The 18280-nt window shown below is 69.0% G+C and carries 18 protein-coding genes; 10 read left to right on the top strand and 8 right to left on the bottom strand.

Annotated features, from left to right (window positions below; genetic code table 11):
• Positions 1–13: 13 nt before the first annotated feature.
• From BW990_RS01985 to ubiA, 3 genes are read right to left on the bottom strand one after another with little or no spacing between them, the layout of a single operon-like run.
• Entirely contained in the window at positions 14–343 is a 330-nt protein-coding gene (locus tag BW990_RS01985) for a hypothetical protein (RefSeq protein WP_076444458.1), read from the bottom strand.
• Positions 340–2253: an OmpA family protein gene (locus tag BW990_RS01990; RefSeq protein ID WP_076444460.1), complete on the bottom strand. Its 1914-nt coding sequence runs from the start codon at positions 2251–2253 to the stop codon at positions 340–342. The genes BW990_RS01985 and BW990_RS01990 overlap by 4 nt, the downstream gene beginning before the upstream one ends.
• Positions 2254–2313: 60 nt before the next feature.
• Positions 2314–3273 carry a 4-hydroxybenzoate octaprenyltransferase gene (gene ubiA, locus BW990_RS01995; protein WP_076444461.1) on the bottom strand — a complete coding sequence of 320 codons (960 nt, stop codon included), beginning with the start codon at positions 3271–3273 and terminating at the stop codon, positions 2314–2316.
• Between the two features lie 11 nt (positions 3274–3284).
• Here ubiA and BW990_RS02000 point away from each other — a divergent pair, with 11 nt between their 5' ends.
• The 3 genes from BW990_RS02000 (at position 3285) to BW990_RS02010 (ending at position 6016) form a co-directional block, all read left to right on the top strand.
• Complete coding sequence (locus tag BW990_RS02000; RefSeq protein WP_076444463.1) at positions 3285–4028, top strand: 16S rRNA (uracil(1498)-N(3))-methyltransferase; 744 nt, start codon at positions 3285–3287, stop codon at positions 4026–4028.
• The gene (locus BW990_RS02005; RefSeq protein WP_076444465.1) at positions 4025–4558 is read left to right on the top strand and encodes a hypothetical protein; all 534 of its coding nucleotides are present in this window, start codon (positions 4025–4027) and stop codon (positions 4556–4558) included. Before BW990_RS02000 ends, BW990_RS02005 begins: the two co-directional genes overlap by 4 nt.
• 87 nt (positions 4559–4645) lie before the next feature.
• Entirely contained in the window at positions 4646–6016 is a 1371-nt protein-coding gene (locus BW990_RS02010; protein WP_076444467.1) for a glutamate--cysteine ligase, read from the top strand.
• A 102-nt stretch (positions 6017–6118) separates the two neighbouring features.
• Here BW990_RS02010 and BW990_RS02015 read toward each other — a convergent pair whose 3' ends face one another.
• The 4 genes from BW990_RS02015 to BW990_RS02030 all read right to left on the bottom strand — a co-directional run bounded on the left by BW990_RS02015 (position 6119) and on the right by BW990_RS02030 (position 10333).
• Positions 6119–7693 carry a gamma-glutamyltransferase family protein gene (locus BW990_RS02015; RefSeq protein ID WP_076444469.1) on the bottom strand — a complete coding sequence of 525 codons (1575 nt, stop codon included), beginning with the start codon at positions 7691–7693 and terminating at the stop codon, positions 6119–6121.
• A 789-nt stretch (positions 7694–8482) separates the two neighbouring features.
• The gene (locus BW990_RS02020) at positions 8483–8959 is read right to left on the bottom strand and encodes an ATP-binding protein (protein ID WP_076444471.1); all 477 of its coding nucleotides are present in this window, start codon (positions 8957–8959) and stop codon (positions 8483–8485) included.
• A gap of 4 nt (positions 8960–8963) precedes the next feature.
• Positions 8964–9302: an STAS domain-containing protein gene (locus BW990_RS02025; RefSeq protein WP_076444473.1), complete on the bottom strand. Its 339-nt coding sequence runs from the start codon at positions 9300–9302 to the stop codon at positions 8964–8966.
• 140 nt (positions 9303–9442) lie between these two features.
• Positions 9443–10333, bottom strand: coding sequence for a zinc-ribbon domain-containing protein (locus tag BW990_RS02030; RefSeq protein WP_076444475.1), 891 nt, complete (start codon positions 10331–10333; stop codon positions 9443–9445).
• Positions 10334–10488: 155 nt separating this feature from the next.
• Between BW990_RS02030 and BW990_RS02035 the strand changes: the two genes are divergently transcribed.
• From BW990_RS02035 to BW990_RS02055, 5 genes are all read left to right on the top strand, one after another.
• Positions 10489–11166, top strand: a complete 678-nt coding sequence (locus BW990_RS02035) for a cell division ATP-binding protein FtsE (protein ID WP_076444477.1) — start codon at positions 10489–10491, stop codon at positions 11164–11166.
• Positions 11163–12068 carry a cell division protein FtsX gene (locus BW990_RS02040; RefSeq protein WP_076444479.1) on the top strand — a complete coding sequence of 302 codons (906 nt, stop codon included), beginning with the start codon at positions 11163–11165 and terminating at the stop codon, positions 12066–12068. The genes BW990_RS02035 and BW990_RS02040 overlap by 4 nt, the downstream gene beginning before the upstream one ends.
• Complete coding sequence (locus tag BW990_RS02045) at positions 12068–12805, top strand: lysophospholipid acyltransferase family protein (protein WP_076444481.1); 738 nt, start codon at positions 12068–12070, stop codon at positions 12803–12805. The genes BW990_RS02040 and BW990_RS02045 overlap by 1 nt, the downstream gene beginning before the upstream one ends.
• On the top strand, positions 12792–13394 hold the full coding sequence (locus BW990_RS02050; RefSeq protein ID WP_076444483.1) for a pyridoxamine 5'-phosphate oxidase family protein: 603 nt from the start codon (positions 12792–12794) through the stop codon (positions 13392–13394). Before BW990_RS02045 ends, BW990_RS02050 begins: the two co-directional genes overlap by 14 nt.
• A gap of 168 nt (positions 13395–13562) precedes the next feature.
• Entirely contained in the window at positions 13563–14591 is a 1029-nt protein-coding gene (locus BW990_RS02055) for a fatty acid desaturase (RefSeq protein ID WP_076444485.1), read from the top strand.
• Positions 14592–14715: 124 nt separating this feature from the next.
• On the opposite strand, the gene BW990_RS02060 is transcribed toward BW990_RS02055, so the two are convergent.
• A complete protein-coding gene (locus tag BW990_RS02060) occupies positions 14716–15486 on the bottom strand; it encodes a fumarylacetoacetate hydrolase family protein (RefSeq protein ID WP_076444487.1) in 771 nt (256 codons plus the stop codon).
• Between the two features lie 255 nt (positions 15487–15741).
• Here BW990_RS02060 and ilvD point away from each other — a divergent pair, with 255 nt between their 5' ends.
• Together ilvD and BW990_RS02070 are read left to right on the top strand one after the other, a co-directional pair.
• A complete protein-coding gene (gene ilvD, locus BW990_RS02065) occupies positions 15742–17505 on the top strand; it encodes a dihydroxy-acid dehydratase (protein WP_076444489.1) in 1764 nt (587 codons plus the stop codon).
• Positions 17505–18212: a hypothetical protein gene (locus BW990_RS02070; protein WP_083950430.1), complete on the top strand. Its 708-nt coding sequence runs from the start codon at positions 17505–17507 to the stop codon at positions 18210–18212. Before ilvD ends, BW990_RS02070 begins: the two co-directional genes overlap by 1 nt.
• Positions 18213–18280 lie beyond the last annotated feature (68 nt).

The following is an 18280-nucleotide window of genomic DNA, read 5'->3' on the forward strand; positions in this document are numbered from 1 at the left end:
CGGGATGCGGGGCTCAGCCCGCCGCCTGGCTGCGTTCGAGATAGGCGCGCAGTTCCTCGGCCTCGTGGCGGGCTTCGCGCAGGCCTTCCATGGCCGCCGACAATTCCGCCTCGGTCTGGGCGAGCTGGTTGGTCAGCTCCGCCTCGCGCTGCTGCAGGTAGGTGATCGCCTGGTCGCGCGTCTCTTCGGCCTCGTGCAACTCCTGGCTCATCCGCTCGAGCTCGGACAGATCGCTCTGGCTCACGCGGGTGAAGCGGTGCACCAGCCAGTTAGCGAACCAGCCGAGGCAGAAGGCCACGAACAGGATGATCGCCGTGGTGATGATAAACTCGATGCGGTTCACTCGCCTGTCTCTTCCGTGTCAGCGCCGGTCTCTTCTTGTGCCCCATCTTGGCCGGGGGCTTCAACGCTTTCGAGCGTGGTTTCTTCATCCGCGGGCGTTTCTCGCGGGATCAGGGTGAATTCGATCCGGCGATTGGCCTCGCGGCCCTCCGCGGTGTCGTTGTCGGCGATGGGCTGCGCCTCGCCATAGCCCACCGCGCGGTAGGAGGAGGTCAGCACGCGGCGCTCGGTCAGGGCGAAGAGCACCGCCTGGGCGCGTTCCTGACTCAGCTGTTCGTTCATCACCTCGCGGCCCTGGCTGTCGGTATGGCCCTGGATTTCCAGCGGGATGTCGCCGCAGAGCTGCAGCAGTTCCGCCACCTCGTCGAGGATGTCCTTCGCGGAGGCGTCGAGCGTGGCCGCGCCGGGCTCGAAGGTGATCTTCCGCGTGCCGATGATGACGCTGATCTGATCGACGCATTCCTCCGGCGTGGGGATGCCGAGGGTCGGATCGAGGCGCTCGCGATAGGTGATGTCGAGCGAGAATTCCTCGCTGCCGAGCTTGTCGGCGAGCAGGGCCGCGATCTCCGCGGAGGCTTCGGGATTGCCGGTATCGCCGCTCACGAAGATCGTCTCGGCGGTGACCCGGGCGGCGCCGTTCTCGAGCCGGGACAGCGCCTCGAGCGCGGCCAGCACCCGGGCGCGCCAGCCCCGCGGCAGGCGGTCGTCGAACCGGGTGCCGATCCGGACCGCGCCGGAGCCGAAGGCCGCGCGGGCGAAGCTTTCGGCGGCCACGCGGGTGACGTCGTCGTCGATCAGGCCGCGCAGGGCGACCTGTCCCTCGGGGCTGACGGTGGCCACGAATTCCACCGGGCCGCGATCCTCGGCATCCTCCGGCGGGGCGGGCAGGATCGCGTCGAGCACGAAGGCGTCGGGCAGGCTGTTTTCCAGCCGGCCGATCGCGGCGTCGAAGCGCGCGGGGTCGCTGCCCTCGGCGGCGAGCAGCGCGATATCGGTGTTGGAGAAGGTCACCGAGCCCGCGCCGATCTCGCCCAGCGCGCGGATCGCGTCCGCGGCCACCTCGCCCCAGGCCGGCGAGGGCACGCCGAGGGCCAGTCGGCATTCCGCATCGGCAGGGGCACCGGCGCCGCGGGCCGCCGACAGGATGGCCTGCTGGGCGGCCTCGGTATCGGCGGCGCAGGTGTCGAAGCGCGCGCCCTCAGCGTCGATCACGAAACGCAGCGCGAAAGGCGAGACCACGGGGCGCGGCGCCTCGAGCGCGAGGGCCAGCGTGATGCCCTCGGGCGCGATCCGGTCGAATTTCGCGGTGATCTCGCGGCTGCGGGCACGGCTTTCGGTCATCGCCTCGATCGCCACTTCCTCCGCATCGACGGAGATCTTCGCGCGCGGCAGGTCCGCCAGCGCGCGCGTGGCGAAGCGCATGGCCGGCGCCCAGCCCTCGGGGGCGGGATAATCCGCGGTCTCGAGCAGGTCCGAGATCGCCGTGTCCTCGCCGACCAGCGCCTGCAGATCGGCGATCAGGCGATCCCGGTCATAAGCCGCGGGCACGAGGCCGATCAGCGAGAGGCGGTCGTCGTTGCGCAGGATTTCGACGGAAAAGCGCGGCGCCTCGATGCGGGCGTCGTCCTCGACGATCAGCTCGTCGATGACCCGGGCGGCATCCACGACCTTCCCCGCCACCGACAGCGCGCGGAAGCGGTCGGCCTCGGAGGGCGCGGCGCCGTATACGAAGACCTGCAGGCCGTTCGCGTCGACCTCGGCCCAGTCGATGCCGTTTTCCTCGAGCGCGCGGGCGACGCCGGTGATCGAGCTGTCCTCCATCACGCGGGCCGACAGGCTTGCCGCGGCGACGGACAGGAGGGCGGCGGCGGCAAAGGTCCCGGCGAGGGTGGCGACGGTGGACAGGCGCATGGATGTATTCCGTGATGTCAGGCGTGCCCCTGTCATAGGGCGGGGCCGGCAGGGGCGCAATCAGACCAGCAGGGCGGCGGCGAAAAACAGCACAGGCAGCAGGCCCGCATTCCGGTTCGACCGGAAGAGCTGCAGGAGCCCGTCATTGTCGTGCAGATCGAGCCTCAGAAGCTGCCGCAGAAGGTGCCCGCCCATCGCCAGCACACCCGCAAGGCAGAAGAGCCGCGCGAGCGTCGCATCGCCCGGCACCGCCAGCAGCACCGCCGCCGCCATCAGCGCGACCGTCAGGCCGAGGAAGACCGCGAGATAGCGCGGCGTCGCGTCCCCGAAGAGCCGCGCGGTGGACTTCACCCCGATCAGCGCGTCGTCCTCCTTGTCCTGGTGGGCATAGATCGTGTCGTAGAACAGCGTCCAGGCCATGCCGCCTGCATAGAGCAGCAGCGCCGGCAGGCCCAGCGTGCCGGTATGCGCGGCCCAGGCCAGCAGCGCGCCCCAGTTGAAGGCGAGGCCCAAGAAGATCTGCGGCCACCAGGTGAAGCGCTTGGCAAAGGGATAGATCGCCACCGGCGCCAGCGCGAGGATGCCGAGCCAGACCGCGGTGGAGGTGTAGGTGATGAGGATGCCGAAGGCGATCAGGCATTGCAGGACCGCCCAGGCCAGCGCCTGCCGCGCGGTCACGTCGCCCGCGGGGATGGGGCGGCGCGCGGTGCGCGCCACCGATCCGTCGATGTCGCGGTCGGTGATGTCGTTCCAGGTGCAGCCCGCGCCGCGCATCAGGATTGCGCCGATGCCGCAGCTGACCGCGATCCACAGATCGTAGGGGCCGAACCAGCCCGAGGAGACCGACGCCAGCGTCAGACCCCACCAGCAGGGCAGCAGCAGAAGCCAGGTGCCGATCGGCCGGTCCAGCCGCGACAGCCGCAGATAGGGCTTCAGCCGCTCCGGGGCGCGTCGGTCCACCCAGTTCCCGCTCACCGCATCGGCGATCTGGCCCTCTGGCGCTTCGTGTCGGTCGGTCATAGGGTCCGCCCATGTCAGGAATTCGCCTGTTTGTATCAGCGCCCCTGTCCGAGGGGCAACCGGTCGAGATCGGACGCGATGACGCGCATTACCTCTTCGGGGTGATGCGGCAGGGCGCGGGCGGTCGCGTGACGCTGTTCAATGGCCGCGACGGCGCCTGGGAGGCCGAGATCACGCAGGCGGGCAAGCGCGGCGGCGTGCTGACCTGCCGCGCGCAGACCGCGCCGCAATGGGACCCGCCCGACCTGTGGCTGCTCTTTGCGCCGGTGAAGAAGGCGCGCACCGATTTCATCGTCGAGAAGGCGGTGGAGATGGGCGTGCGGCGGCTGGTACCGGTGGCGACCGAGTTCACCAATTCCGAACGACTGCGGCAGGACCGGCTGCAGGCCCATGCCAAGGAAGCGGCCGAACAATGCGGCGCCGTCTTCGTGCCCGAAGTGGCCGAGCTGCAGAAGCTGTCGCGGGTGCTCGATGACTGGGATGACGCGCGGCGGTTGATATTCTGCGACGAGGCGACGGCGCGCGCGGGGGAGGGCTCATCGGCCCGGGCGGGCCTTTTCGCAGAGGCGGGCGGCACGGGGCCCTGGGCCGTGCTGATCGGCCCCGAAGGCGGGTTCTCGGAAGGCGAACGCGCCCGGCTCTACGGCATGGCCGCTGCGCATGTGGCCAGCCTCGGCCCGCGCATTTTGCGCGCCGACACCGCCGCCGTGGCCGCGCTGACCCTGTGGCAGATGCGCTTCGGGGATTGGCGATGAGCGGCTTCATCCGGCCCGAGGCGTGCGCGCTGCTGCGCCGATGGCGCGAGGCGCTGGCGGGCGCCGGGATCGTGGCGCTGGGTGCGCTGATCTGGGTCGTGGCGCTCGGTTGGGTGGTGGCGGGATTCGGCGCGATCGTGGCCTTGGGCGGTGTTGGGCTGCTGCTCCTCGGCCTGCAGCGCGGGCGCTTCCGCAGCGGCGAGGACGGGCCGGGGATCGTCACCGTCACCGAGGGCCGGCTGATGTATTTCGGGCCGCTTTCGGGCGGGGTTGCCGATCTCGACGACGTCACCGAGGTGACGCTCGACCGCGATGGCCGGCCCGGACATTGGCAGATTGCCCATCAGAGCGGCCCGCCACTCCATATCCCGGTGACCGCGACCGGAACGGACGGGTTGTTCGACGCGTTCGCGGGGCTGCCCGGCTTCGACACCGAGGCGATGCTGCGCGCCCTGCGCGCGCCGGGCACGGGGCGGTTGCGGGTCTGGCAGCGGCCGGGCCGGACACCCGCGCGCCCGCGGCTGCATTGACACCTGCCGCAATCCTGACCATGGCTTGACCCGACGATCGGGCCGACCATCTGAGGCGAACCCGAGCCCAAAAGACGGAGCGCCCCCATGTCCATCCCCCAAAGCGGCGGCGGGCTGATCGAGGATCAGTCGCAACTGGCGGAATACCTCGAAGCGGGCTGCAAGCCCAAGGCGGACTGGCGCATCGGCACCGAGCACGAGAAGTTCGGCTATCTCAAGGGATCGCTCGACCCCTTGCCCTACGAGGGCCGCCAATCGGTGCGCGCGGTGCTCGAGGGCCTGCGCGACCGCCATGGCTGGGCGCCCGTCGCGGAGGCGGGCCACCTGATCGGGCTGGAAAAGGACGGCGCCAATATCTCGCTCGAACCGGGCGGTCAGCTGGAGCTGTCGGGCGCGCCGCTCGAGACGATCCACCAGACCTGCGACGAGGTGAACCAGCATCTCGCGGAGGTGCGCGACGTGGCCGAGGCGCTCGATGTGGGGTTCATCGGGCTCGGCGCCGCGCCGCACTGGACCCATGACGAGATGCCGATGATGCCCAAGGGCCGTTACCGGCTGATGACGCGCTACATGGACGAGGTCGGCACCATGGGCAAATCCATGATGTACCGGACCTGCACCGTGCAGGTGAACCTCGATTTCTCCTCCGAGGCGGACATGGTGCAGAAGATGCGCGTGGCGCTCGCGCTGCAGCCGGTCGCGACCGCGCTCTTCGCCAATTCGCCCTTCTTCGAGGGCAAGCTCAACGGCCACAAATCCTGGCGCTCGCGCATTTGGCGCGACCTCGATCCCGCGCGCACCGGCACGCTGCCCTTCGTCTTCGACGCGGGCTTCGGCTTCGACGCCTGGGTCGAATACGCGCTCGATGTGCCGATGTATTTCGTCTACCGCGACGGCACCTATGTGGACGCGCTGGGCCAGTCCTTCCGCGATTTCCTGAAGGGCGAACTGCCCGCCCTGCCGGGTGAAAAGCCGACGCTGTCGGACTGGGCCGATCACCTGACGACGATCTTTCCGGAGGCCCGGGTGAAGAAATTCATCGAGATGCGCGGCGCCGATGGCGGCCCCTGGCGCAGGCTCTGCGCGCTGCCCGCGTTCTGGGTCGGGCTGATGTACGACCAGGGCGCGCTCGATGCGGCCTGGGACATTGCCCAGGCCTGGGATGCGGAGACCCGCGAGGCCTGGCGCGTGGCGGCCTCGGTCGACGGGCTGTCGGCGGAGGTGGGCGGCGTGAAGATGCACGACCTCGCGCGCGAGGTGGTGGCGCTCGCCGAGGGCGGGCTGAAGGCCCGCGCGCGCCCCGGCGCCGGCGGAATGCTGCCCGACGAGACGCATTTCCTGAACGCGCTCAAGGACAGCCTCGAAAGCGGGGAGACCCCCGCGGACGAGTTGATCCGGCGCTTCGAGACCGACTGGAACGGCGATGTGACCCGCGTCTTCGCGGATTATTCCTACTGACCGCAAGCGGCCGTCCCCGGCGCTGATCGGGTTTCGCCCCGGCTGCGCCGGGCCGATCCGCGCGGGGGCTGCGCCCCCGCGGTCAGCCCGCGGCGGGGCCCGTCAATAGCCGAGCGCCGCGCCGTCCTTGCGGGCGTCGGACGCCCCTTCGAGCGTGCCGTTCTCGTGGATCACGATCGCCTGCGCGCCGCCGATCGGCCCGTCGGGCACCACCACGTCATGCCCCATCTCGGCCAGCGCCTGCCGGACCTCGGGCGCGTAGCCGCGCTCCACCGACAATTGCGTGCCTTCGGCGAAACAGCGCGGCCCGTCGATGGCCGCCTGCGGATCGAGACCGAAATCGGCGATATTGGTCAGGAACCGCGCATGGCCCGCCGATTGGTACTGCCCGCCCATCACGCCGAAGGGCATGGTCACGCGGCCCCCCTCGCGCAGCATGGCCGGGATGATCGTGTGCATCGGCCGCTTGCCCGGCGCCATCTCGTTCGGATGGCCCTCGGCCAGCGAGAAGCCCGCGCCCCGGTTCTGCAGCAGGATGCCGAACTTCTCCGAGGCGAGCCCCGATCCGAAGCCATGGAAGATCGAGTAGATCAGCGAGACCGCCATCCGGTCGCGATCCACGACGGTGATGTAGATCGTGTCCTTGTGCACCGCTTCGGTGATCTCGGTCACCGCGCGCTGGGCGCGTTTGGGGTCGATCAGCGCCGCAAGCGCCTCGGCGGTCGCGTCGCTCAGCATGTGGTCGAGCCGGGTCATGTAATCGGGATCGGAGAGGAAGCGGTTGCGCGCGTCATAGGCCAGCTTGGTCGCTTCGGCCTCGATATGCGCCCGCTCCGTGCCCCAGGGATCCATCGCCGCCAGATCGAAGCGCTTGAGGATGTTCAGCAGCAGGATCGCCGTCGCGGACTGGCCGTTGGGCGGATGCTCCAGGAGGTCGCGGCCCTTGTAATGTCCCTCGATGGGCGCGCCGAGCGTGGCCGCGACCTCGGCGAAATCCTCCGCCTTGTGCGCGCCGCCAGCGGCGCTCAGGGTGCGCAGCATGTCCTCGGCGACCTCGCCGTCATAGAAGGCCTGCGGGCCGTCGCGGGCGATGCGGCGCAGCACCTCGGCCTGGCCGGGCAGGGCGAAGACGTCGCCGGTGCGATAGGGTGCGCCGTCCTTCAGGTAGTGATCGCGGGCCGCGCCCTGCAACGTGCCGGCCTGCGCCGCCCAGTCGAAGGCCACGCGGGGCGCGACGGGCACGCCCTCCTCCATGTAGCGGATCGAGGGGGCGAGGCTGTCGGCGAGGCCGAGCTTGCCCCAGCGCTCGGACATGCGCGCGAAGGCGTCGATGGCGCCGGGGATGGTGACCGCATGGGCGCTGTGCTCCGGCACCGTCTCGTGACCCGCGGCGCGCAGCGTCGCGGCCCGCGCGCCCGCCGGGGCACGGCCCGAGCCGTTCACCGCGACGACGTCTTCGCCGGGCCGGGAGATCAGGGCAAAGCAATCGCCGCCGATGCCGGTCATCTGCGGCTCGCAGAGCCCGAGCAGCACACCGCCCGCGATCGCGGCATCGACGGCGTTGCCGCCGAATTTCAGGATATCGATGGCAACCGCGGAGGCCAGCGGGTGCGAGGTCGCGACCATACCGTTGCTGGCGTGAACGGAGGAGCGTCCGGGCAGGTGAAAATCGCGCATGGCCCTCAGGTCCTTGATGGGAATGAGGGGCCGTTATGGCGTGTCCGCGGCGGGACGACAATGGGGGCTAGGGGGAACGTGGGGAAGGGAGATAAGGCCTCGACGCCACACACTGGGTGGGGGCTAAAAACTGCGTGGCGCCGAGGGAAGCTTATTGCAGCTACAACCGCGATTCTGACCGTCCAGTGTGTCTTGAGTACGAACGGAATCGGGTCTTTTTGGGGCGCGACCGACGCGGCGCAGCCGGGGGCACAACCCTGGCGGGACCGGGCGGCGCGGCTTTGAGTTGGCGGACGTGTTCGTCTGCGAAATGCCGAGGAATTTTTCCGATGTGGGAGGGCGGATCTCGCCGAGAATCCCGGGGCCGAAGAACGGGCCGGGGCCTGCCGCTCTGACGCTTCCGTCAGGATCGGCGGCGCTGGCGCGGCGCGTTGATTCGACAGAGCTGGCAGGATCGGCGGCGCTTGCGCGCTGCGCAAGAATGGCAGGGCTGGCAGGACGGCCAGCGCTGGCACGTCGCCCAAGATCGGCAATGCGCGCAGATATTGCGGCGGTGAAACCTCTTGCGGTCCGGGAGATCTGGCCGCGCCAATCTACATCGAAGATCCAATGGGGCTGCAGGTGAACACCGGCTGGAGCCCATAACGCGCCGGTCGGTTCTGACAAGGCACGGAGCCCCGCGCCCGGCGACCAAGCTTGTGCGCCCTGCAGAGGCCGGCGACCGGTCGCAGTTCCGTGCTCACCGCGCCCAAAGGCTCCTTCGGGGCGGGCGGCAGTGCAGCCCCCCCTTCAGCCGGACATGCGCAGCGTGACCTGCAGAACGTTCTCTTCCTCAAGCCGGGTATACGCCACGCTCTCGGCAAAGCTGCGGATGAGCAGCCAGCCATAGCCGCCCTCGGCGAGATCGCGGCGCTCTCCGCTGAGGTCGGGGCCGGGACCGGCCAGCAGCAGACCGTCCGGCAAGGGCGCGCCGTTGTCCCGAAAGGTCAGGCGGCAGGGCGGGGCGGGGTCGATCTCCAGCGTGATCCACCCATCGCTTCGGCCGGGCAGCGCATGTTCGACGATGTTGTTCAGCGCCTCGGCGCAGACGAGGGCCATGCTGGCCGCGATATCGGGCGCATAGCCCGCTATCCGCAGGTCGGCATCCACGCGCACGCAGATGAGGCTGACCTGCCGGGGGCGCGGGCCGATCTCGTAGTGCCAGGCGCGGTCGGCGTCCGGCTGCGTTCGGGGCGGCGGCGGGCCCTCTCCGGGGGGGAGGACCATCGCGCTAAGCGGCATTTTGCGACAGCGCATCGTCAAGCGTCGCATGGATGCGGAAGATCGTATCCATGCGCGTCAGCCGGAACACGGTTTCCACAAGCGGGTTGAGGGCCGCCAATTCGAGCTTCTGCGCATCCTCCAGCTGTTTCATGGCCGCGACGATCGCGCCGAGCCCGCTTGAATCGATGAAACTGACCTGCCCCAGGTCGAGCAGGATCCGATCCTGCGCCCCGATACTGGCATCGCGCATGCCGTCCTTGAATTCGAGCGCGACCGCCGCGTCGATCCGGTCCGCCTGGACCGAGATGACGCGGACCGGTCCCGCATCGCTGGCGTTGAGCTGCATCGTGACGACCCCCGAAATTGGCGTTTCGAAGATCAGGCTAGGGTCAAACCTTTACCAATCGGTATGCAGCACCCGGTTTCGGGCGGAAAATGCCGACAATTCGATGCACCGTGCCGCGCGCGCGCGGCGCCGGGCCATCCTCAGGTATCCGGCCGGGGCGCCTCGGCAGCCCCGCCGATCATCCCCGCCAGCCCCTCGAGGGTGGCTTGCAGCCAGACCCGCAGATCGTTGGCCTGCGCGACATAGGCGTCGAGGAACGGCGCCAGCGCCGGCACCGCCTCGGCGATGGGGGCCGCGAAGATGTAGAGCGCCAGCGCCAGCACCGCGATCAGGATGCCGATCGCCATCCCGCGCGAAAAGCCTGATCGCCCGTCATCGGTGGCCTCGGGGGCCCGACCCTCGGGGGTCTCGGTCGGGCGCCGGTCGGTGGCGGCGCGCAGCGTCTGGTTGATCTCGTCGATATCGGGCAGCATTTCGCTGCGCGACGATCCGGCGGCGCGTTCCGCGCGCGGGGGCGGCGGGGCAGGCGCGGCCTCGGCATATTCGGCGGTGGGCCGGTCCGCGGCGGTGGTGGCGCCGTCGCCCGCGGGGCCGCGCATCTTGGCCATGCGTTCCCGGGCCTGCCGGGTGCGGCGTTCCTCCTCGGTCTCGCTGGCGCTGTCGAGCCCCAGCTCGGGCTGGCTTTCGAGGCCGCCGCTATCTGCGCGCCGCGCCTCGGCCTCGCGCTGGGCCTCTTCGCGCAGCACCTCGGCGACCGACGGGTCGAGCCCGCGCCGCTTGGCCCCGGCCGGCGTTTCGGGGCCGCTTTGCTGTGGCGACAGCCCGTCCTCGGGGTCCGGTTCGGCGTCGGGCGCGTCTTCGGTTGGCGCTTCCAGAAGGTCGTCCGCATCCTCGGGATCGGGCGCGAAATCGGGGTGATGCTGGAACCAGGTATGCCCGCAATTGGAGCATTGCACGTCGCGGCCTGCTTCGGGGATGACGTCCACCGGAACTTCGTATTGCGCGTTGCAATTTGGGCAGGTCAGCCGCATCGCTTGCTCCGCTTGTCTTGTGCCACCCGAAAACCCCTTGTTTTGGCAACAATAAGCGTCTGTCTCGGACGTTAAAAGACGTTTTCGTCAAAGCCATGGATTGAAACCGTGCCGATGCTCGGGCACAACATCGCGCAATCCGAAGGGGACCCCGCGTGATCGAGTTCGACAAGGTAGCGTATAGCTATGGCGGCGGAGAGCTTCTGTCCGACATCTCGCTGGTGCTGCCGCCCGGGTCCTTCCATTTCCTCACCGGCCCGTCCGGCTCCGGCAAGACCACGCTGATGAAGCTGTGCTACGGCGCGTTGATGCCCACGGCGGGCCATGTGCGCCTGTTCGACCGTGATGTGACCCAGATCGGCCGGGACGGCGTGGCCCTCGCGCGGCGCCGCATCGGCGTGGTGCACCAGGATTGCCGCTTCCTCGATCACCTGCCGGTGGCCGAGAACGTGGCCCTGCCGCTGGCCGTCTCGGGGGACGAGGCAGGCACGCATCAGGGCGATCTGGCGGAATTGATGACCTGGGTCGGGCTGACCGACCGCGCCCATGCGCTGCCGCCCGAATTGTCGGGCGGCGAGCGGCAGCGCGCCGCGCTGGCCCGCGCGGTCATCATGTCGCCCGATGTGATCCTCGCGGACGAGCCCACGGGCAATGTCGACTGGGAGATGTCGCAGCGCCTGCTGCGCCTGCTCATCGAGCTCAACCGCATGGGCAAGGCGGTGATGATCGCCACGCATGACCTGAGCCTCATCCGCGCCGCCAAGGCGCATGTGCAGGCGCGGGTGCTGCGCATCTCGAACCGGCGGCTGATTTCGGCGGGGGCGGATCTGTGAAGGCGCTTCTGGCTGATCTGCGCACGGTCCTGACGCGCGATTCCGGCGCCGACCGGGTTGTGCCGCCGGCGGGCTTCACCGTGCAGCTCACGCTGTTTTCCGCCGCCTCCATGGCCTTTCTCGCGGTCTTCGCGCTGGCCCTGTCGCTGGCCGCGGGCCGTCTGGCCGAGCGCTGGGGCGACGAGCTGGCGCGCTCAGCCACGATCCGCATCTCGGCGCCGGCCGAGGAGATGTCCCGCCAGACCGCCGCCGCGCTCGCCGTGCTCGAGACGACGCCGGGCGTGGCCTCGGCCCGGGCGCTCGACGATGCCGAACAGCGCGCGCTGCTGGAGCCGTGGTTCGGCCCGGACCTGCCGCTCGACGACCTGCCGGTGCCGCAGCTCATCGAAGTGATCGAGACCGAGGAGGGCCTCGATCCGGCGGGCCTGCGGCTGCGGCTGCAGGCCGAGGTGCCGGGCGCGGTGCTGGACGATCACGCGCGCTGGCGCGAGCCGCTTCTGGCGGCGGCGGGCGGCCTGCGGGCGCTGGGCTGGACCGCGCTCGTGCTGATCTTCGGCGCGCTCGCGGCGATGGTGACGCTGGCGGCCAACGCGGCGCTGGCGGCCAATGCGCAGGTGATCGCGGTGCTGCGGCTGGTGGGCGCGACCGATGCCTATATCGCCGGCGCCTTCGTGCGCCGCTTCACGCTGCGGGCGCTGGGCGGGGCTGCGGCGGGTGTCCTTCTGGGCATGGTCGCGGTCACTCTGATGCCCGATACCGGCGATGCCGCGGGCGTTCTGACCGGGCTCGGCTTTCGCGGGCTGGACTGGGTCTGGCCGCTTCTGGTGCCGCCCCTCGCCGCGCTGGTCGCGCTTCTGGCGACCCGTGCCTCTGCCAAACGTGTCCTCGAGGAGCTTGCCTGATGGCGTATGCGATCCAGTGGCTGCGCTCGCTCGCGCATATCATCGTCATCTATATCGGCATGGCCGTGATCGGCCTTCTGTGGTTCCCGTGGGCGGTGTTTTCCGAACGCGGCGCGCGGTCGGGCTGCAAGATGTGGTGCCGCCTCGTGCTGTGGACCGCGCGCTGGATGATCGGCCTGCGCTACGAGATCCGCGGCACCCCCCCCGAGGACGAGGTGATGATCGCCGCCAAGCACCAGAGCTTTCTGGACATCATCCTGATCTTCTACGCCGTGCCCGCGGGCAAGTTCATCATGAAGCGCGAGCTGATGTACGCGCCGATCATCGGCCAGTACGGCCTGCGCATCGGCTGCGTTCCGGTCGATCGCGGCAAGCGCGGCCAGGCGATCAAGAAGATGGTCGCCGATGTGGAAAAGGGCCGCGCGCGGCCCGGTCAGCTCATCATCTATTCCCAGGGCACGCGGGTGAATCCGGGCGTGAAGGTGCCCTACAAGATCGGCACCGCGGTCCTGTTCAGCGAGATCGGCCATGATTGCGTGCCCGTCGCCACCAATGCGGGCGTCTACTGGCAGCGCAAGGGCATCTACCGCAAGCCGGGCGTCGCGGTGGTCGAATTCCTGCCGCGGATCAAGGCGGGCATGCCCAAGGACGAATTCCTGAGGACGCTCGAGGCCGAGGTGGAAACCGCCTCGGACAAGCTGCTCGACGAAGCGGGGTTCCGGCATGCGGAAGATTGACAGCATCGCGGCGCTGGAGGCGCTTTACGAGGCGCCGGTGCCGGCCTCGCTCGGCAAGGTGACGGCCCGACTCGGCCCCGCGCATCGCCAGTGGATCGAGGCCGCGCGCTTCTGCATCCTGTCCACCGTCGGCCCCGAAGGCACCGATGGCAGCCCGCGCGGCGACGACGGCCCGGTGGTGCAGATCCTGGACGAGCGCACGCTCACGATGCCCGACTGGCAGGGCAACAACCGGCTCGACAGCCTGCGCAACATCGTCCGCGACCCGCGCGTGGCGCTGATGTTCATGGTGCCCGGCTGCAAGACCATCCTGCGCGTGAACGGCACCGCCTTCCTGACCGATGCGCCCGAGGCGCTCGCCCGGTTCGAGCAGCGCGGCAAGCACCCCAAGACGGTGATCGTGATCCACGCCACCGAGGCTTACGGCCAATGCCCCAAATCCATCATGCGCTCTGGCCTCTGGTCGCGCGACGATGGCGACGCGGTGCCCTCCATGGGCACGCTGATCGCCGAGGCCTCGGATGGCGAGATGGGGGGTGCCTCGCATGATGACGGCTACGAGGAACGCGCCAAGCCGCGGATGTGGTAGGCGCTGCCGCGCGGGCCGTTTTCGCCGCGAGGGGCGCGCGAAACCCGGTCCGGGCGCGCAGCGGCAAGCGAAAATGTCGCGGGGATTTTACCCTGCGTCAAAGAATGGACCTTTGCGAAGTGCCCGCGATCCACTACCACGTGGGCACTAACCAAAAGAAAGCAGGCAATGCTCGATCAATCTGAAGCAGTCCGTCCGTGCAGCGAGACACGTTCATCTAAAGACTGGGTGCGGATCCTTTCCGAATACCGCGAACCCGACGCGAAACGCAGCTCGTTCGAGCTCGCGGTCACGCTGGGCCCTTTCCTGACGCTCTGGGCACTGGCCTGGTGGTCCATGTCGGTCAGCTACTGGCTGGCCTTCACGCTGTCGCTGGTCAACGCGGCCTTCCTGTTGCGCTTGTTCGCGATCCAACACGATTGCGGGCACGGGGCGTTCTTCCAGAACCGCACGGTCAGTGACTGGCTCGGGCGCGTGCTGGGGGTTCTGACGCTGACGCCCTACGACGTTTGGCGGCGATCGCACTCGATCCATCACAGCGCCTCGGGCAACCTCGGAAGGCGCGGAATCGGCGACATCACCACCGTGACGGTGGCCGAATACCGCGAGATGAAGCCGCTCAACCGGCTGATCTACCGGCTCTATCGCAATCCCGTCGTGATGTTCGGCCTCGGCCCCGGCTACCTGTTCCTGATCGAGAACCGCATCCCGCTGGGGCTGATGGGGCAGGTCCGCTACTGGGTCAGCGCGATGTGCACCAATGCCGCGCTTCTGCTCTGGGTCGCGGGTATCCTCTATTTCGGCGGCCTCGCGCCCATCCTGCTGATCTTCCTGCCCTCGACACTGCTGGCGGCCACGGCGGGGGTCTGGCTGTTCTATGTCCAGCACCAGTTCGAGACGACGCATTGGGACGAAGACGCCGACTGGCAGCTGCACGACGCGGCCCTGCACGGCAGCTCGCACTACGTGCTGCCGTCGGTGCTGCAATGGCTGACCGCCAATATCGGCATCCACCACGTGCACCATCTCTACAGCCGAATCCCGTTCTACCGGCTGCCGGAGGTCCTGCGCGATCACCGCGAACTGACCGACACCAACCGGATGACCATCCGGCAGAGCCTGCACAGCGTCCGCCTGCACCTCTGGGACGAGGGGTCGCGGCGCCTGGTATCCTTCCGCCAGGCGCGGGCGCTGTAAGCTCCCTCCGTCGGCAGGCGGTCCGCGCCGCCTGCCGACGCCGCCCATCCCGGCCTTGGGCGGGCCGGGGTGCATCCGCGCTCGGCCGCAGCCTCTATCCCGTATCCCGAGCCGGTCCCGAGACTCAGTCCGGCGGGGCGCTCATGGTCACGCCGACACGTCCGATGCCGTCGATCACGACCTCGACCGCCATGCCGGCCTTGACCGGGCGCGCGCCGATGGAGGTGCCGCAGGCGATGAGATCGCCGGGGTTAAGCGTCATGTCCCGCGACAGGCAGCTCACGATCTGCTCCGGGCTCAGAATCATGTCCGAGGCCGGGTAGGATTGACGCTCGCGGTCGTTGACCAGAACCCTGATCGTCAGATCGCGCCAATCGACCTCGGTCTCGATCACCGGGCCCGCGACGCCGAACCCGTCAAAGCTCTTGGACCTAGTCCATTGCGGAAAGGACGGATCGCCGTTCAGAATATCGAGCGACGTGAAGTCGTTGATGCAGGTATAGCCGAAGATCGCGGATCGGGCCTCGTCAAGGCTGATATTCTTGCAGGTCTTGCCGATCACGATCCCAAGCTCGCCCTCGAACACGACGCGGCCTGCGGAGGCGGGCAGCTCGACGCTGGCGCCGGGCCCGCAAAGCGATGTGTCGGCCTTGAAGAAATACAGGGGATGCTCGGGATGCGCGTGCCCGCCCTTTTCGGCGGCTTCCTTGAAGTTGTTCCAAAGCCCGATGAATTTGCCCGGCGTGACGGGCGCCAGCAATGTCACATCGCCGAGCGGGATGGGGTCGCCCGCGGGCGCGTCGGACCCGAGATGCGCCCTAGGGTGCAGCATGTCGTCCGCGATCACGCCGGTTACTTCCGTCCCGTCCCCGGTTTTGCCCCGTGCCCATTTCATCCTGACATTCCCCTTGATGCTGATTGCGCAGGGCGACCGGCCGCGCGCTTTGGGGCCACAATAGCGCGCCTGACGCGCGACACCATGCCATCCGCGCGTCTTGCGTCGGTCCCCCAGAGGTCGCGTTGGCCGGGACCGGACCTGCTCCTGACAAGCAGACCTCCGCCTGCCATCCCCAAGCCTTGCTTCTTGTGAAGCCCCGGGCGCTTTTGTATGCCCGTCGAAAGAGCCGCATAATCCGCCCGGGAGGACACCATGCTCAAGCGCCCCTTCGACAAGACCAAACTGCCCAGCCGCCATGTGACCGAAGGCCCCGAGCGCGCGCCGCACCGGTCCTACTACTACGCCATGGGCATGTCCGAAGAGGAGATCCACCAGCCCCTCGTCGGTGTCGCCACCTGCTGGAACGAAGCGGCGCCCTGCAACATCGCGCTGTCGCGGCAGGCGCAGGCGGTGAAGCTCGGCGTGAAGGCGGCGGCGGGCAGCCCGCGCGAGTTCACCACCATCACCGTGACCGACGGAATCGCCATGGGCCACGAGGGCATGCGCTCCTCGCTTGCCTCGCGCGAGGCGATCGCGGACACGGTCGAGCTGACGATGCGCGGGCATTGCTACGACGCGCTCGTCGGGCTCGCGGGCTGCGACAAGTCGCTGCCGGGGATGATGATGGCCATGGTGCGGCTCAACGTGCCGTCGGTATTCATCTATGGCGGCTCGATCCTGCCGGGCAAGGCGCCCGCCGGGGCCGACGTGCCCGCCGATTTCGCCAGCCGCGACCTGACCGTGCAGGACATGTTCGAGGCGGTGGGCCGGCACCAGAACGGCGAGCTTTCCGATGCGGCGCTCGACATCCTCGAACGGGTGGCCTGCCCCTCGGCGGGGGCCTGCGGCGGGCAGTTCACCGCCAATACCATGGCCTGCGTCTCCGAGGCGATCGGCCTGGCGCTCTTCAACTCCTCGGGCATGCCTGCGCCCTATGAAAGCCGCGACCAGTACGGCGAGGCGTCGGGGCAGGCGGTCATGGACCTGATCGAGAAGAACATCCGCGCGCGCGACGTCGTCACCCGCAAGGCGCTGGAGAATGCCGCGCGCGTCGTGGCCGCGACCGGCGGCTCGACCAATGCGGGCCTGCACCTGCCCGCCATCGCCCATGAGGCGGGGATCGAGTTCTACCTCGACGATGTCTGCGAGATCTTCCGCGACACGCCCTATTTCGTCGACCTGAAGCCCGGCGGGCAATTCGTCGCCAAGGACCTCTACGAGGCGGGCGGCCTGCCGGTCGTGATGAAGGAGCTGCGCAAGGCGGGCCTCATTCACGAGGATTGCATGACCGCCTCGGGCCGCAGTATCGGCGAGGAGCTGGACCGCACCACGCGCGAAGCCGACGGGAAAGTCATCCACACCATCGCGAACCCGATCACCAAGACCGGCGGCGTGGTGGGCCTGAAAGGCAACCTCGCGCCCGAAGGCGCCATCGTGAAGGTCGCGGGCATCGCCGCCGAAGACCAGGTCTTCACCGGCCCCGCGCGGGTCTATGAATGCGAGGAAGACGCCTTCGAAGGCGTGAAGAACCGCGAATACCGCGAGGGCGAGGTGATCGTGATCCGCAACGAGGGTCCCGCGGGCGGCCCCGGCATGCGCGAGATGCTGTCGACCACGGCGGCGCTGTCCGGTCAGGGCATGGGCAAGAAGGTCGCGCTCATCACCGACGGGCGCTTCTCGGGCGCGACGCGCGGCTTCTGCGTCGGCCATGTCGGCCCCGAAGCGGCGCAGGGCGGCCCCATCGCGCTTCTGAAGAACGGCGACATGATCACCATCGACGCCGTCTCCGGCGCGCTGACCGTGGATATCTCCGACGCCGAGATGGAAGAGCGCCGCAAGGCCTGGACCGGCCCGCGCGAGACGATCTACGCGACCGGCGCGATCTGGAAATTCGCCCAGCTTGTCGGCGCCACCTACAAGGGGGCGGTGACGCATCCCGGCGGGGCGGCTGAAAAGCACGTCTATATGGACCTCTGATGCCCCTGTCCCGCTGCATATCCGGCCTTCTGGGCGCCACGGCGCTGCTCGCGCTTGCAGGCTGCGAGGTGGCGCCCGACGGCACGCTCGCCCCGTCGCGCGGCTTTCTCACCGGGTTCAGCTCCCCGGGATCCGAGGGCGGCAATGCGGCGCTGGCGCAGCCCGATGCGGCGCGGGCGCTGATCGAGGCAGTCGAGATCGCGGATGGCGACGTGATCGTCGCGGGCCCCTTCGGCTATTGCGTCGATCCGACCACGGTCGAAAGCGGCCGCACCCGCGGCTTCGTGGTGCTGGCAAGCTGCAACATCCTGTCCGACGGCGCGTCGGGCGCCGCGGTGCCGCCCGCGCTGATCACCGTGACCGTCGGCCCCGAGGAACGCCGCGTCGCCGAACCCGATGCCGAGACGCTGGCGCGGCTCGCCAAGGCGCCGCTTCTCGAGGCGCGCTCGGCGGAGGGGCTGACGCTCGCCTATCTAGGGCAGGGCGGCGACACGCTTTTCGAGGGCGGCGATCCGCAATATTGGCGCGGCGCGTTCCTCTTGGGCAAACGCCTGATCGGCCTTGCGATCTACGCGCCCGCCGACAGCGGCATCGAGGATCGCGACGGCGCGCGCTTGCTGCAGGAAACCTACGAGCGCATCCGCGCGGCCAGCCCCGCGCTGGGCCAGCCGGTCTCGGCGGGCGGGGGCGACGGGTCGCGCGGCTGAAAAGACTGTTTATGGAATCGAAACAGTTTGTCATAAAACAAGAAACATGACCGCACCCGTGCGGTGCG

This window comes from Roseivivax lentus (assembly GCF_900156805.1).
GTDB lineage: Bacteria > Pseudomonadota > Alphaproteobacteria > Rhodobacterales > Rhodobacteraceae > Roseivivax > Roseivivax lentus.

Excerpts from the sequence above, each read along its gene's own strand:
- BW990_RS01990 (WP_076444460.1), bottom strand. The coding sequence starts at position 2,253 with ATGCGCCTGTCCACCGTCGCCACCCTCGCCGGGACCTTTGCCGCCGCC.
- ubiA (WP_076444461.1), bottom strand. The coding sequence starts at position 3,273 with ATGACCGACCGACACGAAGCGCCAGAGGGCCAGATCGCCGATGCGGTG.
- BW990_RS02000 (WP_076444463.1), top strand. The coding sequence starts at position 3,285 with ATGTCAGGAATTCGCCTGTTTGTATCAGCGCCCCTGTCCGAGGGGCAA.
- BW990_RS02005 (WP_076444465.1), top strand. The coding sequence starts at position 4,025 with ATGAGCGGCTTCATCCGGCCCGAGGCGTGCGCGCTGCTGCGCCGATGG.
- BW990_RS02010 (WP_076444467.1), top strand. The coding sequence starts at position 4,646 with ATGTCCATCCCCCAAAGCGGCGGCGGGCTGATCGAGGATCAGTCGCAA.
- BW990_RS02015 (WP_076444469.1), bottom strand. The coding sequence starts at position 7,693 with ATGCGCGATTTTCACCTGCCCGGACGCTCCTCCGTTCACGCCAGCAAC.
- BW990_RS02020 (WP_076444471.1), bottom strand. The coding sequence starts at position 8,959 with ATGGTCCTCCCCCCCGGAGAGGGCCCGCCGCCGCCCCGAACGCAGCCG.
- BW990_RS02025 (WP_076444473.1), bottom strand. The coding sequence starts at position 9,302 with ATGCAGCTCAACGCCAGCGATGCGGGACCGGTCCGCGTCATCTCGGTC.
- BW990_RS02030 (WP_076444475.1), bottom strand. The coding sequence starts at position 10,333 with ATGCGGCTGACCTGCCCAAATTGCAACGCGCAATACGAAGTTCCGGTG.
- BW990_RS02045 (WP_076444481.1), top strand. The coding sequence starts at position 12,068 with ATGGCGTATGCGATCCAGTGGCTGCGCTCGCTCGCGCATATCATCGTC.
- BW990_RS02050 (WP_076444483.1), top strand. The coding sequence starts at position 12,792 with ATGCGGAAGATTGACAGCATCGCGGCGCTGGAGGCGCTTTACGAGGCG.
- BW990_RS02055 (WP_076444485.1), top strand. The coding sequence starts at position 13,563 with ATGCTCGATCAATCTGAAGCAGTCCGTCCGTGCAGCGAGACACGTTCA.
- BW990_RS02060 (WP_076444487.1), bottom strand. The coding sequence starts at position 15,486 with ATGAAATGGGCACGGGGCAAAACCGGGGACGGGACGGAAGTAACCGGC.
- ilvD (WP_076444489.1), top strand. The coding sequence starts at position 15,742 with ATGCTCAAGCGCCCCTTCGACAAGACCAAACTGCCCAGCCGCCATGTG.
- BW990_RS02070 (WP_083950430.1), top strand. The coding sequence starts at position 17,505 with ATGCCCCTGTCCCGCTGCATATCCGGCCTTCTGGGCGCCACGGCGCTG.